10 protein-coding genes are annotated in these 14,888 nt (G+C 72.0%); 7 read left to right on the top strand and 3 right to left on the bottom strand.

What is annotated here, in order from left to right:
* Nucleotides 1–159: 159 nt before the first annotated feature.
* Together SMA5143A_RS03790 and SMA5143A_RS03785 are read right to left on the bottom strand one after the other, a co-directional pair.
* Nucleotides 160–2,577, bottom strand: a complete 2,418-nt coding sequence (locus SMA5143A_RS03790) for an MFS transporter (protein ID WP_107461428.1) — start codon at nucleotides 2,575–2,577, stop codon at nucleotides 160–162.
* Nucleotides 2,578–2,774: 197 nt separating this feature from the next.
* Nucleotides 2,775–3,218 (bottom strand): SRPBCC family protein, encoded by a 444-nt coding sequence (locus SMA5143A_RS03785; RefSeq protein WP_055513323.1) that lies wholly within the window; start codon nucleotides 3,216–3,218, stop codon nucleotides 2,775–2,777.
* A 210-nt stretch (nucleotides 3,219–3,428) separates the two neighbouring features.
* Here SMA5143A_RS03785 and SMA5143A_RS03780 point away from each other — a divergent pair, with 210 nt between their 5' ends.
* From SMA5143A_RS03780 to SMA5143A_RS03770, 3 genes are all read left to right on the top strand, one after another.
* On the top strand, nucleotides 3,429–4,472 hold the full coding sequence (locus SMA5143A_RS03780; RefSeq protein WP_107461426.1) for an Rv2578c family radical SAM protein: 1,044 nt from the start codon (nucleotides 3,429–3,431) through the stop codon (nucleotides 4,470–4,472).
* Between the two features lie 162 nt (nucleotides 4,473–4,634).
* A complete protein-coding gene (locus tag SMA5143A_RS03775; RefSeq protein ID WP_107461424.1) occupies nucleotides 4,635–6,206 on the top strand; it encodes an alpha/beta hydrolase in 1,572 nt (523 codons plus the stop codon).
* Between the two features lie 74 nt (nucleotides 6,207–6,280).
* Nucleotides 6,281–6,829 (top strand): GNAT family N-acetyltransferase, encoded by a 549-nt coding sequence (locus SMA5143A_RS03770; protein WP_107461422.1) that lies wholly within the window; start codon nucleotides 6,281–6,283, stop codon nucleotides 6,827–6,829.
* 46 nt (nucleotides 6,830–6,875) lie between these two features.
* Here SMA5143A_RS03770 and SMA5143A_RS03765 read toward each other — a convergent pair whose 3' ends face one another.
* Nucleotides 6,876–7,451, bottom strand: coding sequence for an adenylosuccinate lyase (locus SMA5143A_RS03765; RefSeq protein WP_107461420.1), 576 nt, complete (start codon nucleotides 7,449–7,451; stop codon nucleotides 6,876–6,878).
* Nucleotides 7,452–7,816: 365 nt separating this feature from the next.
* On the opposite strand from SMA5143A_RS03765, the gene SMA5143A_RS03760 reads away from it, so the two are divergent.
* From SMA5143A_RS03760 to ccrA, 4 genes are all read left to right on the top strand, one after another.
* Nucleotides 7,817–9,631 carry a 3-hydroxyacyl-CoA dehydrogenase family protein gene (locus SMA5143A_RS03760; RefSeq protein ID WP_107461418.1) on the top strand — a complete coding sequence of 605 codons (1,815 nt, stop codon included), beginning with the start codon at nucleotides 7,817–7,819 and terminating at the stop codon, nucleotides 9,629–9,631.
* Between the two features lie 160 nt (nucleotides 9,632–9,791).
* A complete protein-coding gene (locus SMA5143A_RS03755; RefSeq protein WP_258193273.1) occupies nucleotides 9,792–10,601 on the top strand; it encodes a TetR family transcriptional regulator in 810 nt (269 codons plus the stop codon).
* Between the two features lie 107 nt (nucleotides 10,602–10,708).
* Complete coding sequence (locus tag SMA5143A_RS03750) at nucleotides 10,709–13,141, top strand: ATP-binding protein (RefSeq protein WP_181361706.1); 2,433 nt, start codon at nucleotides 10,709–10,711, stop codon at nucleotides 13,139–13,141.
* Between the two features lie 394 nt (nucleotides 13,142–13,535).
* Nucleotides 13,536–14,873, top strand: a complete 1,338-nt coding sequence (gene ccrA / locus SMA5143A_RS03745) for a crotonyl-CoA carboxylase/reductase (protein WP_107461412.1) — start codon at nucleotides 13,536–13,538, stop codon at nucleotides 14,871–14,873.
* Nucleotides 14,874–14,888 lie beyond the last annotated feature (15 nt).

The following is a 14,888-nucleotide window of genomic DNA, read 5'->3' as shown; positions in this document are numbered from 1 at the left end:
ACCGGCGCCGGTGGCCGGCCCGGACGCCCGCCCTGCCTGCGGCCTGGGTCCAGCCGGAGTCGCCAACCGCCGTCCCGCCCGCGCGTCGCACCCCGTCAGGCCGGGGCGGCCGGCCCGGGGCCCCGATCGGCGCCGGTCCCTCGTCACGAGCCCCGCGTCTCAGTCCGCGTGCCCCAGGTGCAGGTCCCGTACCGTCCGGTCGCCGCCATCGACCCGCAGGACCGTCGCGACCGGCGGATACCCCGTCGCGATCACCGTGTACTCGCCGACGGACAGGTCGTCGAACCGGAAGGTGCCGTCGGCGCCGGTGGTGAGCGTGTCGACAACGTTGCCCGCGGCGTCGAGGAGGGTGACCCGCGCGTCCTCGACGGGGCGGCCACCACCGGCGCGGACCGTGCCCTTCAGCACGGCACCCCCGGCGAGTTCGATGTCCTGCCGGGTCTCGCCGGCGGCCCGGACGGTGACGGGCAGCGCGGAGGGGCGGTGGGAGTGGGCGCCCGCGGCGAGGGTGTACTCGCCGGCCCGCAGATCGCTGACGGCGTACTCGCCGAGCGCGCCGCTGCGGGTGGTCACCACGACCTCGCCGTGCACATCGGTGAGGGTGACGGTCGCGTCGCCCACCGGCCGGCCGTCCGACGTGCGCACGGTCCCGGTGAGCCGCCCGACGCCGCCGAGCACGATGTCGACCTCGACGGGGCCTTCCCCGACGGTCACGCTCACCGCCTGCGGCTGGTGGCCGCCGGCCGCCGCGATCAGCACGTAGGGCCCCGGTCCGGGCGTGGACAGCGCGTACGTCCCGTCCTCGCCACTGCCGCCGCGCCCCGTCTGCCGGCCGACGGCGTCGATGAGGGTGAGCGCGGCCCGCGGCACGACGGTGCCGTCCTGGTGGCGCACCGTGCCCCACAGCGGGACCCCGGGGGCGGCCGGGGCGGCGCCGGGGTCGTGGGCCGAGCGGTCCCGCGGGCCGGGGACGGGAGGCATGGGGGCGTCGGGGACCGGCTCGTCGGGGACTGCCCCCTCAGGCATCTCGTCCTGCGGGACCAGCGGGTCGCCCTTGAGGAAGAGGGCGACGAGGAGCCCGAGGACGAGCACCGGCGCCAGATACAGGAAGAGGCGCGGCAGGACATCGGCCCAGCCCTCGGCGTACGCGGCGCGCAGCGGGGCGGGCAGCTCGTGGACGGGCCCGGCGGTGAGGAACCGGGGGTCGGGTCCGCCGTCCGCGGGGGCGGGCAGGCGGTCGGCGAGCCGGGCTGTCAGCAGCGTGCCGAGGAGGGCGACGGCCACGCTTCCGCCCAGTTGCCGGAGGTAGTTGCTCGCGTGGGTGGCGGTGCCGACGTCCTGGGGGCGCGCGGAGTGCTGCACGGCGAGGACCAGGACCGGCATCACCATGCCGATGCCCGCGCCCAGCAGGGCCGTCCAGAGGCCGAAGTGCAGCCGGGGCGTGTCGGGCTCCAGTCGGGAGAGCAGCCACGTCCCGGCGGCGGCCAGGGCACTGCCGAGGACCGGGTAGGTCCGGTAGTGCCCGGTGAGGCCGATGAGCCGGCCGGAGACGACCGACGCGGCGACGATGCCGGCCGTCATCGGCAGCATGAGGACGCCCGCCTCGGTCGCGGAGGCGCCGTCGGCCAGCTGAAGCCAGGCCGGGAGGTAACCGGCCGCCCCGAAGAGCGCGGCGCCGATGGCCGGTCCGACGAGCCCGGTGACGACGAAGACCGGGTCCCGGAACAGCCGCAGGGGGATGAGGGGATGGGCCGCGAACCGTTCGACGACGAGGAGGAGGACGGTCGCCGCGACCGCGCCGGCGCCGAGCCCGAGGACGACCCGGGAGTCCCACGCGTGGGCCGTGCCGCCCCGGCCGGCGGCCAGCACCAGGCAGGTCGAGGCGACGGCGAGCAGCAGCGCGCCGACCGCGTCGAGCCGCCGCCGGGGCCTGCGGGGCTCCCTCCGCGGCGACTTCAGCGCGAAGGTGACGACGGCGAGGGCGAGCAGGCCGGGGGGCACGTTGGCGTAGAAGCACCACCGCCAGGAGAGCTGGTCGGTGAGGTAGCCGCCGAGGAGCGGGCCGGTGACGGAGGCGAGGCCGAACACGGCGCCGACCGCGCCGAGATAGCGGCCGCGGTGCCGCTCCGGCACGATGTCGGCGACGATCGCCTGGACGCCGGTCATCAGACCGCCCGCGCCGACGCCCTGGAGGGCGCGGAACGCGATGAGCTGGTCCATGGTGCGGGACCAGCCGGCGAGGGCCGACCCGGCCAGGAAGACGACGAGGGCGAACTGGAAGACGCCCTTGCGGCCGTACAGCTCGCCGAGCCTCCCGTGGACCGGCAGCGTGACGGTGGCCGCGAGCAGATACGCGGTGATCACCCAGGACATCCGGTCCCGGGCGTGCAGTTCACCGGCGAGCCGCGGCAGCGCGACGGCCACGGTCATCTGCTCCAGCGCGGCGAGGAGCAGCACGAGCAGGAGGGCACAGAACACAGAGCGGACGCGGCCGCCGCCGAGCGGTGGGGGCGCGGCGGGCGGCGACGGCGCGGGGGTGCTGGCCGGTTCGTCCTTCAGCAGTGTGGTCGCGCTCATCCGTACCGCTCCCCTCGTGGCACCTACCGCACAGTTCCCGCGTCAAGCGGCAACTGCCGGTAAGGGCCACGAGTTACGGCGTCCCGGGGAGCGCGACGGAGATCCACTCGAACCGGTGAGGGGCGCAAGGGACGCCGGTGTGCCGCCCGTTGAACCGGGCCGCGGGGGCGGCGGGGCGGTGGGGTGCTTCGGGACGCCTACTTCTCGACCTCGGTGGCGAGGTTCGCGAGGATGGCGTCGTAGATCCGGCCGAGGCCCTTGGGGGCGAAGGTCCGCTCGAAGAAGCCGCCGATGCCGCCGGCGCCCTGCCAGGTGGTGGTGACGACGACGCGGGAGCTGCCCTCGCCGGCCGGGGTGACCCGCCAGACGGTGACCATGGAGGAGTTGCGGTCCTTCTCGACGAGCTCGCCGTCGGAGGGCTCGGTGACCTCCAGGAGGCAGTCGCGGACGCGCTTGCTGGTGGCCTGGAGCCGCCAGTGCACGAGGGTGCCCTCGCCGTCGCCGCCCTCGCGCACCTCGTACTCGCTGAAGTGCTCGGGCAGGAGCTTCCCGCGCGTGCCGCTGTAGTCGGCCAGGGTGTCGAACACCGTCTCCGCGTCCGCCGCGACGACTCGTTCCGTCGTGGCCTCGACCTGCGCCATTGCACTTCCTCCAGCACTTGGTAACTCGGGGATGTGCGGAAAGCCAACCACCACCCGGCCGGACGGCCCAAATCGGGGTGCCGCAAGGGCGGCGGGCGGCCCGCGGTGGATCCCTCCCGGCGAGACCTTCACACGATGTTCGAAAGCCCATTCGCACGATCATGGGAACGTGTGTTCTATTCTGAGGTCAGAGCAACCGAGGAGGCGTCCATGCGCTGGGACCATCTGGCCGAGAACCCCGCCACGGCCCGGGACGCCGCGCTGTTCGGCGCGGAAGCGGTGACGACGCGCACCTTCGACACACCCGAGTTCCGGGGCATGACCTTCCACGAGATCCGGGCGAAATCGATCGTGAACCGGGTCCCGGGGGCCTCCCGGATGCCGTTCGAATGGACGGTGAACCCCTATCGGGGCTGCACGCACGCGTGCGTCTACTGCTTCGCCCGCCGGACCCACAGCTACCTGGACCTGGACACGGGCCACGACTTCGACTCCCAGATCGTGGTGAAGGTCAACGCGCCCGAGCTGCTGCGCCGCCAGCTGGCCTCACCGCGCTGGCGCGGCGAGCACATCGCGATGGGCACCAACGTGGACTGCTACCAGCGCGCCGAGGGCCGCTACCGGCTGATGCCGGGCATCATCGCCGCCCTGCGCGACCACGCGAACCCCTTCTCGATCCTGACCAAGGGCACGCTGATCCTGCGCGACCTGGACCTCGTCCGACAGGCCGCCGAGGTCACCGAGGTGGGCATCTCCGTCTCCGTCGGCTTCACCGACCAGGAGCTGTGGCGCACGGTCGAGCCGGGCACACCGGCACCGGAGCGCCGCCTGGACATCGTGCGGGCCTTCACCGACCACGGCATCGGCTGCGGGGTGCTGATGGCCCCCGTGCTCCCCTTCCTCAGCGACCACCCGGACCGGCTGCGCGACACCGTCCGGGCGATCGCGGCCTCCGGGGCGACCTCCGTGACACCGCTGGTGCTGCATCTGCGGCCGGGCGCGCGCGAGTGGTACATGGCCTGGCTGGAGCGCCATCACCCCCATCTCGTACGGCGTTACGAGCGGCTGTACGCGGAGGGGGCGTACGCCCCGAAGTGGTACCAGCGGCAGGTGACCCGTCAGGTCCACGAACTGGCCGAGGAGTTCGGCATGGGGCCCCGGCGCGCGGGGTTGCCGAGGAGGCTCACACCGCCCGAGCCCGACCCGGCGGAGCAGGCGCCGGACACGACACCCACCCAACTGACGCTTCTCTGAAAGAACATCCCCGACCGGTTGGGGGTCATCCGGGCGCTCCTTCATCACCGATCGGGTCAAGATGTGACAGACCGGGTTCTTCCGTGCCCTCATTCCGGGACGATGCGACCAAAGGCCGTGGTGTGCACGGCTCGGCATCCTCCGTCCTGGGAGACCTGACAGATGAAGAAACGCGCGACCGCCCTGTGCGGTGCCGCCGCCGTGCTGGCCGGGATGGTCACGGCGGTCCCCGCCGACGCGAGCGGCGGCTCCGCGGCCGCCCCGGTGGCGAAGCTCTCCTGGAAGAAGTGCGCCACCAGCGCGTATCCGACCCTCCAGTGCGCCTCCCTGAAGGTGCCGCTGAACCACGCCGACCCGCGGGGCAGGAAGATCACGCTCGCCCTGTCGCGCGTGCGGCACACCGCGAAGAAGTACCAGGGACCGCTGCTGGTCAACCCCGGTGGCCCCGGCGGCAGCGGACTCACCCTGGCCGGCTACGTCGCCACCTCCCTGCCGAAGAAGGTGGCCGCGCGGTACGACGTCATCGGCTTCGACCCGCGCGGCGTCGGCGCCAGCAGGCCCGCCCTGAACTGCCGGCCGGCCCAGTTCGCGCCGGTGCGCCCCAACTCCCTGCCGGTCACCGGCAAGACGGAGAAGGCGAATCTGAAGCGCGCCGAGGACTTCGCCCGGGCGTGCGCCGCGAAGTACGGGGACGTGCTGCCGTACATCGACACGGTCAGCGCTGCCGAGGACATCGACGCCATCCGCGCGGCGCTCGGCGCGAAGAAGATCAACTACTTCGGGTACTCGTACGGCACCTATCTGGGCGCCGTGTACGCCAAGCTCTTCCCCCACCGGGTACGGCGCGCGGTGCTGGACTCGGTCGTCGACCCCACCGGGGTCTGGTACGAGAACAACCTCCGGCAGGACCACGCGTTCGACGACCGCCACCGGGCGCTGATGGCCTGGATCGCCAGGCACAACGGGACCTACCGGCTCGGCGCCGATCCGCGGAAGGTCGAGGGCAAGTGGTACGCGATGCGGTCGGCGCTGGCCAGGAAGCCCGCGGACGGCAAGGTGGGCGCCTCCGAACTGGAGGACACCTTCATGCCCGGCGGGTACTACAACGGCTACTGGCCCGACCTGGCCGCCGCGTTCGCGGCGTTCGTGAAGAAGAAGGACGACGACCCGCTGGTCGAGGCGTACGAGAACTTCGCCGCCGTCGACTCCGCGGGCGTCAACGGCTACAGCGTCTACACCGCGGTGCAGTGCCGTGACGCGCACTGGCCGCGCGACTGGGACCGGTGGCGTGACGACAACTGGGGGGTGTACGAGAAGGCGCCCTTCATGACCTGGAACAACGCCTGGTACAACGCGCCGTGCGCGTTCTGGCCCACGGCGTCCCTGAACCCCGTGGACGTCTCCAACGACGCGCTGCCACCGGTCCTGATCCTCCAGGCCACCGACGACGCCGCCACCCCGTACGAGGGCGGTGTCATGACCCATCACCTGCTGCGCGGCTCCAGCCTGGTGGTCGAGCAGGGCGGCGGGAACCACGGCATCTCGCTGAGCGGGAACGCCTGTCTGGACCGGCATCTGGCCGCCTATCTGACCGACGGCACGGTGCCGCGCGGCACCGGTGAGGCCGACGCGGTGTGCAAGAAGCAGCCGGACCCCAAGCCGCGCAAGGGCAAGGCCGCGTCCGCCGCGTCACGCGGCTCGACCCTCCACGGCCTGCTGGGCTTCCGCGGCTGACCCGACCCCGGCGACCCCTCGGGGAGCGGGGAAAATCCCCGCCCCCCGAGCGTCGGCCCGCCTAGGGTGCCCCCATGGATGATCTTCATGACCTCCGGGTCCGGCACATGGCCCTGACCGACTGCCGTGCCGTCGCCGAGATCCGGGTCGACGGCTGGCGCACGGCGTACGCGGGGCTCGTCCCACGGTCGTACCTCGACGGGCTGGACGTGGCCGAGGACGCGGAGATGCGGCGCGGAATGCTCCTCAAGGCCGGCAACCCGGTGGTGAACCTGGTCGCCGAGCGCGCCGGGGAGGCGCTCGGCTGGGCGGCGTACGGGCCGTACCGGGAGGGCGACATCCGCACCGGGGACGCCGAGTTGTACGCGATCTACGTACGGCCGGGTCATCTCGGCGGCGGCGTCGGCGGGGCGCTGCTGCGGACCTCGCTCGACCGCTGCCGGGCCGCCGGGTACCCCCGGGTGTTCCTGTGGGTGTTCAAGGAGAACACCCGGGCCGGCCGCTTCTACGAGCAGCACGGCTTCGCGCCGGACGGCGTCGAGGGCACCTTCGAGGTGGACGGGGTGGAGATACCGGAGCTGCGGTACGCCCTCAGGCTGGGGCCCGGCGAGAACACTCCCTGAGCGGCGCCGGTCCGCGCACACCCGGGGGCGGCGCCCCCGCCGGGCGTCAGCGCTGTCTCGGGATCCTGGCCAGGGCGTGCACCGCGGCCTCCGCCAGCGCCGGGTGGGCGAGCGCCTCGCTGAGGACCCGTCTGGCCCGGGTGTCGCCCAGCGCCCCGAGGCCCTCCACGCAGGCGAGGGCCACCCGGCGGTAGGGGTCGTGCGGGGTGAGCCGGCGTTCGAGGGTGGTGATCAGTGCGGGCACGGCCTCGGGCGCGCGGAGCTCGACGAGCAGCCGGACCGGGTGCAGGGCGTAGGCGACGCGCAGTTCGTTGGTGGCGAGGGCGGCGGCCGCGCGGGCGGTGCGCGGGTCGCCGAGCCGGGCCAGCGCGTACGCCGCCGAGGCGCAGCGGGGCGGGTCGCGGTGGTTGAGGAGCAGGACGAGCGCCTCGAAGGCCCGCCGGTCCCCCGCCGCCCCGAGCCGGAAGGCGGCCACCTCGCGCGCCCACAAGGGCTGTCCGGGCGCGGTGAGCACGGAGGCCAGCTCGTCGGTGTCCTCGGTGGCGAGGAGCCGTTCGCAGCCGGCCGATCCGCCCGACTCGTTCCGCACACGCTCCGTGAGCGATCGCAACGCTTCGTCCATACCGTCGAGATTACGGGCGGGGCCCGCCGTCAGGGACCTACATCACAAAGACGGGGGCTGGCGCGCTCGTTACCCACCGGTTAAGCTCAGACGAGCGAGTGACCCACTCGTATTCGCTTCGACGGTCTGGTGACGCGGCCGTCGTGAGCGCAGTCGGTTCGGTACGCAGTACCGCAGTGCGACGCGGCCTCGGGACAGGGCCGGTCGGTTCAGCCGTTCCCCCTGGGCGTGTGCACGCCCACGGCGGCGGCACCGGGCGTGTGCGCTCGCAGCCCGGCAGCACCCGCACTCCACGCGCTGGTCGCGCCCTCGTCGGCGTACCCGGGCGCTTCCTCAGTCGTCACCCTCATCCCTGGAGTCCCGCGATGGCCACTCCCCTTTCCGACTCGCCCCTGTCCCCGCAGTCCCCTCTCACCACGATCGCCGTCATCGGCCTCGGCACCATGGGCACCGGCATCGCCGAGGTGCTGGCCCGGGCCGGCCGCGAGGTCATCGGCATCGACATCAGCGAGGCGGCCGCCGCCCGTGCCGTCGCGGCGCTGGAGTCCTCGACGGAGCGTGCCGTGGCACGCGGGCGGATCACCGAGCGGGAACGCGGTGACGCCCTCGCCCGCTTCCGCACCTTCACCGACCTGCGGGCCGCCGCCGACGCCGACCTGGTGATCGAGGTCGTCCCGGAGTCGTACGACATCAAGCAGCAGCTCTTCCGGGAGCTGGACGCGATCGTGCGTCCCGAGACGGTGCTCGCCACCGGCACCAACGCCCTCTCGGTCACCCGGCTGGCGGCCGACTCCGCGCACCCCGAGCGGGTGCTGGGGCTGCACTTCTTCAACCCGGCGCCCGCGATGAGGCTGGTCGAGGTGGTCTCCTCGGTGCTGACCGCGCCGCAGGCCGTCACCGCCGTCACGAACCTCGCGCTCGACCTGGGCAAGGAGCCCGTCGCGGTCGGCGACCGGCCCGGATTCGTCGCCGACGGGCTGCTGTTCGGCTACCTCAACCAGGCCGCCGCGATGTACGAGGCCAAGTACGCCTCCCGCGAGGACATCGACGCGGCGATGCGGCTCGGCTGCGGTCTGCCGATGGGCCCGCTGGCGCTGCTCGACCTGATCGGCGTCGACACCGCCCGTACGGTGCTGGACGCCATGTACGCGGCCTCGCACGACCGGCTGCACGCGCCGGCGCCGATCCTCAAGCAGCTCAGCGAGGCGGGCCTGACGGGCCGCAAGTCGGGGCGCGGCTTCTACACCTACGAGGCGCCCGGCTCCGCCACCGTCGTGCGGGACGCGCTGACGCCGCTGGAGGGGGTCGCCACGGTCCCCGGGCGCACGGTCCGCTCGGTCGGGGTGGCGGGGTCCGGGACCATGGCGTCCGGGATCGCCGAGGTGTTCGCCAAGGCCGGCTACGAGGTCGTCCTGGCCGCGCGCACCGAGGAGAAGGCGCAGGCCGCCAAGGCCCGTATCGGCAAGTCGCTGTCGCGGTCGGTCGACAAGGGCCGGATGACGGTCGAGGCCGCCGCCGAGACCCTGGACCGGATCACCCCGGCGGGCTCGTACGACGCGTTCGCGGACGTCGACCTGGCGCTGGAGGCCGTCGCGGAGGACCTGGAGGTCAAGCGGCAGCTGTTCGCGACCTTCGACAAGGTCTGCAAGCCGGGGGCGATCCTCGCCACCACCACGTCCTCGCTGCCCGTCGTGGCCTGCGCCCGCGCGACCTCGCGCCCGCAGGACGTGATCGGGATGCACTTCTTCAACCCCGCGCCGGCGATGAAGCTGGTCGAGGTGGTCCGCACGGTCCTGACGGCCGAGGACGTCCACGCCACCGTCCGCGAGCTGTGCGGCGCCATCCGCAAGCACCCGGTGGACTGCGGCGACCGGGCCGGGTTCATCGTGAACGCGCTGCTGTTCCCGTACCTGAACAACGCGATCAAGATGGTGGAGGAGCACTACGCGACGCTGGACGACATCGACGCGGCGATGAAGCTGGGCGGCGGCTACCCGATGGGTCCGTTCGAACTGCTGGACGTGGTGGGGCTGGACGTCTCGCTGGCCATCGAGAAGGTCCTGCACCGCGAGTTCCGCGACCCGGGGCTCGCCCCCGCGCCGCTGCTGGAGCATCTGGTGGCCGCGGGCTGCCTCGGCCGCAAGACCGGCCGCGGCTTCCGCGAATATGCCAAGCGCTGAGCGGCCGGGCGACTGGTTCCACGAGGGCACGGACTGGGGCGGACTGCTCTCCCCGGGCGGCCGGTCCGTGCCCTCCGGCACCCGTACTCCCCCGCCCGCGCGGGGCGGGGGGATCGGTGGACCTGCGCACTCTCCTGCGCGGATGCAGTACGTTCGGGGCATGTCCCAGCCCGCCAAGTCCTCACGTACACCAGCTACGCCCGACGCGCCGGAGAGTGCCGCGGGCAGTCGCGCCGCCGCCCAACGGCTCAAGATGCGCCGGGAACTGGCGGCCGCGGCCATGGAGCTGTTCTCGACCAAGGGGTACGAGGCGACCACCGTCGACGAGATCGCGGCGGCGGCCGGTGTCGCCCGCCGCACCTTCTTCCGCCACTTCCGCTCCAAGGAAGAGGCGATCTTCCCGGACCACGACGACACGCTGATCCGCGCGGAGGCCGTGCTCAACGCGGCACCGCCGCACGAGCACCCGCTCGACACGGTGTGCCGGGGCATCAAGGAAGTCATGAAGATGTACGCGGCGCGGCCGGAGATCTCCGTCGCCCGCTACAAGCTGACCCGTGAGGTCCCCACCCTGCGCGAGGCGGAGATCGCCTCCGTGGCCCGCTACGAGCGCCTCTTCACCCGTTATCTGCTGGGCCACTTCGACGAGCACGCCCATGTCGACGACGGCAACGACGACCCGCTGCTCGCGGAGGTGGCCGCGTCCGCGGTCGTCACCGCCCACAACCACGTCCTGCGCCGCTGGCTCCGCTCCGGCGGCCAGGGCGACGTGGAGACCCAGCTCGACCACGCGTTCGCCATCGTCCGCAAGACCTTCGGCACCGGCATCGGCGCCGGCCGCTCCATGGCCCCGGAACCGGCCGCCGCGACGGCCTCCGCCCACGGCGAGGTCCTCGTGACCGTGGCCCGCACGGACGCCCCTCTGGAGGAGGTCATGCGCACGATCGAGGAGGCCCTCCGCGACCGCTGACGCCCATGGTGCAAGCGTGATACCCATGTACCAGTGTCACGCTTCACGGGGGGTGCGCCGGGGTGCCGGGCGAAACGGGAGGCACGAGCAACGAAGTCGGCGGCTCTGTGGAAGGCAGCACCGTCTTCCAGGCGGGCTACATCGGCTCCATCAACACAGGGGCCGCGGCGTCCGTCCCCGTACGCCTCACCGACGCCCTGCCGCCGCGCCCGACGGGGCTTGTCGGGAGGGCACGGGAACTGGCGGTGCTCCAGCGATTCCTGGACCCCTCGGTACGACCCGAGACTCCGGCCCTCGCCCTGGCAGGGCCGGGCGGGGTGGGGAAGACGAGCCTGGCTCTGGAGGCCGCGTACCGGGCGCGCGACAAGGGCTGGCTCCGAGGGCGGATCCTCCACCTGGACGTACGGGCGCACGGGGCGGACACCATACAGAGCGTGCCACCGTTGCTGCAGGCGCTGCTGAGACAGTTGGGCCTCCCCGGTCCTGAGCTGCCTTCCCTGAGAGCGAGCCTGGAGCAGGAGTGGCGGGCCGCTCTGCGCCGTGAGAAGGAAGGGCTGCTGATCCTCGTCGAGGATGTGGTGGACCCGGAGCAGTTGCGGTCCTTGGTCCCAGGCGACGACCACCACCGGCTGCTGGTCACCTCACGAACCCGACCGGAGGTCCCGGGTGTGGGGGTCTTCACCGTGGACAAGCTGTCGCCAAAGGCCTCCCTCGCTCTCCTGCGGGACGGCCTGCCGGACCAGGAGTTCGACGAGAGCACACTGCTCGAAGTGGCAGAACACTGCAGCCACCTCCCGCACTCCCTCAGATTCGCCGCGACCAGGCTGCGCGAGCCGGCGACCGTCGTGGCGGACTTCATCGACGCGTTACGCACGCCGGACGACCGGCTCACCGAGCTGGGGCTGACGCCTCTGTACGACGCGTCGTACGCGCTGCTGGACGAGCGGGACGGTCGGCTGCTCCACCTCCTGTCGGTGCATCCGGGTGCCGATTTCGACGCCGACGCGGCGGCCGCGCTGGGCGGCACGACCGTCTCGGAGGCGCGAAGGGCACTGCATCGGCTCTGCGACACGTACTTCCTGGAGTGGACCAGAACGGAGGGGAGGTTCCGCTTCCATGACCTGATGTGGCAGTACACGCGGAACAGGTGGGCTGCTCAGGGGTCGCGGGAAGAGAGCGGGGAGGCACAGGAGCGGCTCCTGCTGTCACACGCCGCACGGGCCGCCGACGCGTCCGGGGGGTGGCTCGACCAGGAGAGGCACGCGGCCGTGGCGCTCGCCGCCTTCGGTGTCGAGATCGGCCGGTACGCCGCGGTCGACGGCCTGGCGACGCCTTTCATCGTCCACTTGACGCGGCAGGTCCAGCTCGTCGATGCCCTGCACCTGCTGCGGTACGCAGTGATCGCGGCACACGAACGCCGGGATCACGCACGGGAAGCCGAACTGCTCGTGACCATGAGCCGGACGTACCGAGCGGCAGGCCTGCACGAGGACGCCCGCGCATGTGCGGAGGCGGCCCACCTCGTGCGTATCCGCATCGGGGTCTTCTCCCCCGAGTTCGACGACGAACTGGCCGAGCACTCCGCCGCTCGGGGCGACGACGGAGCAGCCGCACACCACTACGCTCGCGCCGCGCGAACGTGGGAACGCCGGGGGCGGCGGGACAAGGCGGCCGTCTCCTGGAGCGGCCTCGGACGGGCCTGGGGTGCCCTCGGGCGGCCCGACCGCGCGGCATGGGCCCTGGAACGAGCCGCGGCGGCCGCCGAGGAGACGGGAGACCTGGCCGTCGCCGCCCGGGCGAGGCTGGACCTGGCACAGGTCATGCCCTTCGGTTCACGGGATCTGGCCACGGAGCACCTGCGCCGCGGCCTGCACCTGGCCCGGCATTCCGGCGACGTGACCGTCACCATCGAGCTGCTCACCCGGCTCTCCGAGGTGTACGCGGACGAGGACCTCATCGAGAAGGCCGACGAGCTGATCGCGTCGGCCCTGGACCTCGTGGAGAGCCACCGTCTCTACCGGACGGAGGTCGAGCTCCAGATCGCTCGCGTCCGGCGAGCCAAGCCGTCGGGGCGGCCCCGCGAGCCAGTGGCCCGGCAGCACGAGAACGGCGGTGCGGACAGCTCACCGACACAGGCACCCTCACCACCTGTCTTCCGTCCCAACCCGCACGAGCGGGTTGTGCTGGCCCGGCTCTACGCCCTTCCCGCCCTCTCGGCACTGTGGGCCCTCGGTTGGCTCGGGCACGGCACGCTGACCGAAGGCCCCGTGGGGATCTGGCTTCTGTATGTCGGCTGGACCGGGGCCGGCTTCGAATACACGCGACACGTCTGGCGTCGCAGCCGGGGCAACCGTTTCGAGGACGTCATGGTCCGGTACGGCTTGTGGGGCCATGCCGTGTGCTGCGGCGGCCTCGTCGCGATGGCCGCTGCCGACGGCCTGTGGGTCGGCGCGGCAGGGGCAGCCCTTCTCCTGGGAGCCCAGCTCATCTGGGGAGCTCAGCCGCTCCTACGGCGAACCACTCGCTCTACCCATCGGTAACTGTGATGACGGCCACCCCTCCGGGTGGCCGTTTTGGCATGTCAGAGGCCCTTTTACGGCCTCTTCTGATCGATCATCGCTCAAGTGTTACGTAAAGATTTCACCTGAGCGAACTTTCTGGCACTCGGTGCCTTGCGGGGTGACACGGCGTGCCATACGTTGAAGGTGTCCGGGCGGCCGGCGAACAGAGAACTCCCGTACGCCGACTGTCCCCGCAAGCCACGTGCCTGCGCGCCCGGACGCCTGCGTCACAGGCACCCTTCCGCGCCACAAAGCGCCGCCGAGAGCACCACCCCTCCGCCGAACCGACGGCATCACCCAGACAGATCAGCAGCACCCCGACGTAACCCTCAACAGCGTCTTCCCTCGGACGCTCGTCGCCGGAGGCACCACCGTGAAGGAAATCCTGGACGCGATCCAGTCGCCGGAGTCCACGTCCGCCGACTTCGCCGCCCTGCCGCTCCCCGAGTCGTACCGCGCGATCACCGTGCACAAGGACGAGACGGAGATGTTCGCGGGCATGACGACCCGCGAGAAGGACCCGCGCAAGTCGATCCACCTCGACGAGGTTCCGCTGCCGGAGCTCGGCCCGGGTGAGGCCCTGGTGGCCGTCATGGCCTCCTCGGTCAACTACAACTCGGTGTGGACCTCGATCTTCGAGCCGCTGTCGACCTTCGGGTTCCTGGAGCGCTACGGCCGCACCAGCGAGCTGGCCAAGCGCCACGACCTGCCGTACCACATCATCGGCTCCGACCTCGCGGGCGTCGTCCTGCGCACCGGCCCCGGCGTCAACGCCTGGAGGCCCGGCGACGAGGTCGTCGCGCACTGCCTGAGCGTGGAGCTGGAGTCGAGCGACGGCCACAACGACACCATGCTCGACCCCGAGCAGCGCATCTGGGGCTTCGAGACCAACTTCGGCGGTCTCGCCGAGATCGCGCTGGTCAAGTCCAACCAGCTGATGCCGAAGCCGGACCACCTCAGCTGGGAGGAGGCCGCCGCCCCGGGTCTGGTCAACTCCACCGCCTACCGGCAGCTCGTCTCCCGCAACGGCGCCGGCATGAAGCAGGGCGACAACGTCCTGATCTGGGGCGCCAGCGGCGGACTCGGCTCCTACGCCACGCAGTTCGCCCTCGCCGGCGGCGCCAACCCGATCTGTGTCGTCTCCTCGCCCCAGAAGGCGGAGATCTGCCGGTCCATGGGCGCCGAGGCGATCATCGACCGCAACGCCGAGGACTACAGGTTCTGGAAGGACGAGAACACCCAGGACCCCAAGGAGTGGAAGCGCTTCGGCAAGCGCATCCGTGAGCTCACCGGCGGCGAGGACATCGACATCGTCTTCGAGCACCCCGGCCGCGAGACCTTCGGCGCCTCGGTGTTCGTCACCCGCAAGGGCGGCACCATCACCACCTGCGCGTCGACCTCGGGCTACATGCACGAGTACGACAACCGCTACCTGTGGATGTCGCTCAAGCGGATCATCGGCTCGCACTTCGCCAACTACCGCGAGGCCTGGGAGGCCAACCGGCTCATCGCGAAGGGCAAGATCCACCCGACCCTGTCGAAGGTGTACTCCCTGGAGGACACCGGCCAGGCCGCCTACGACGTGCACCGCAACCTCCACCAGGGCAAGGTCGGCGTGCTCTGCCTCGCCCCCGAGGAGGGTCTGGGCGTGCGCGACCAGGCCAAGCGCGACCAGCACATCGACGCCATCAACCGCTTCCGCAACATCTGAGAGACCCGGGAGCAC

It is taken from the genome of Streptomyces sp. MA5143a (genome assembly GCF_900290235.1).
GTDB lineage: Bacteria > Actinomycetota > Actinomycetes > Streptomycetales > Streptomycetaceae > Streptomyces.
The sequence above is the reverse complement of the archived record's forward strand: the minus strand, read 5'-3'. Positions and strand labels throughout refer to the sequence as shown.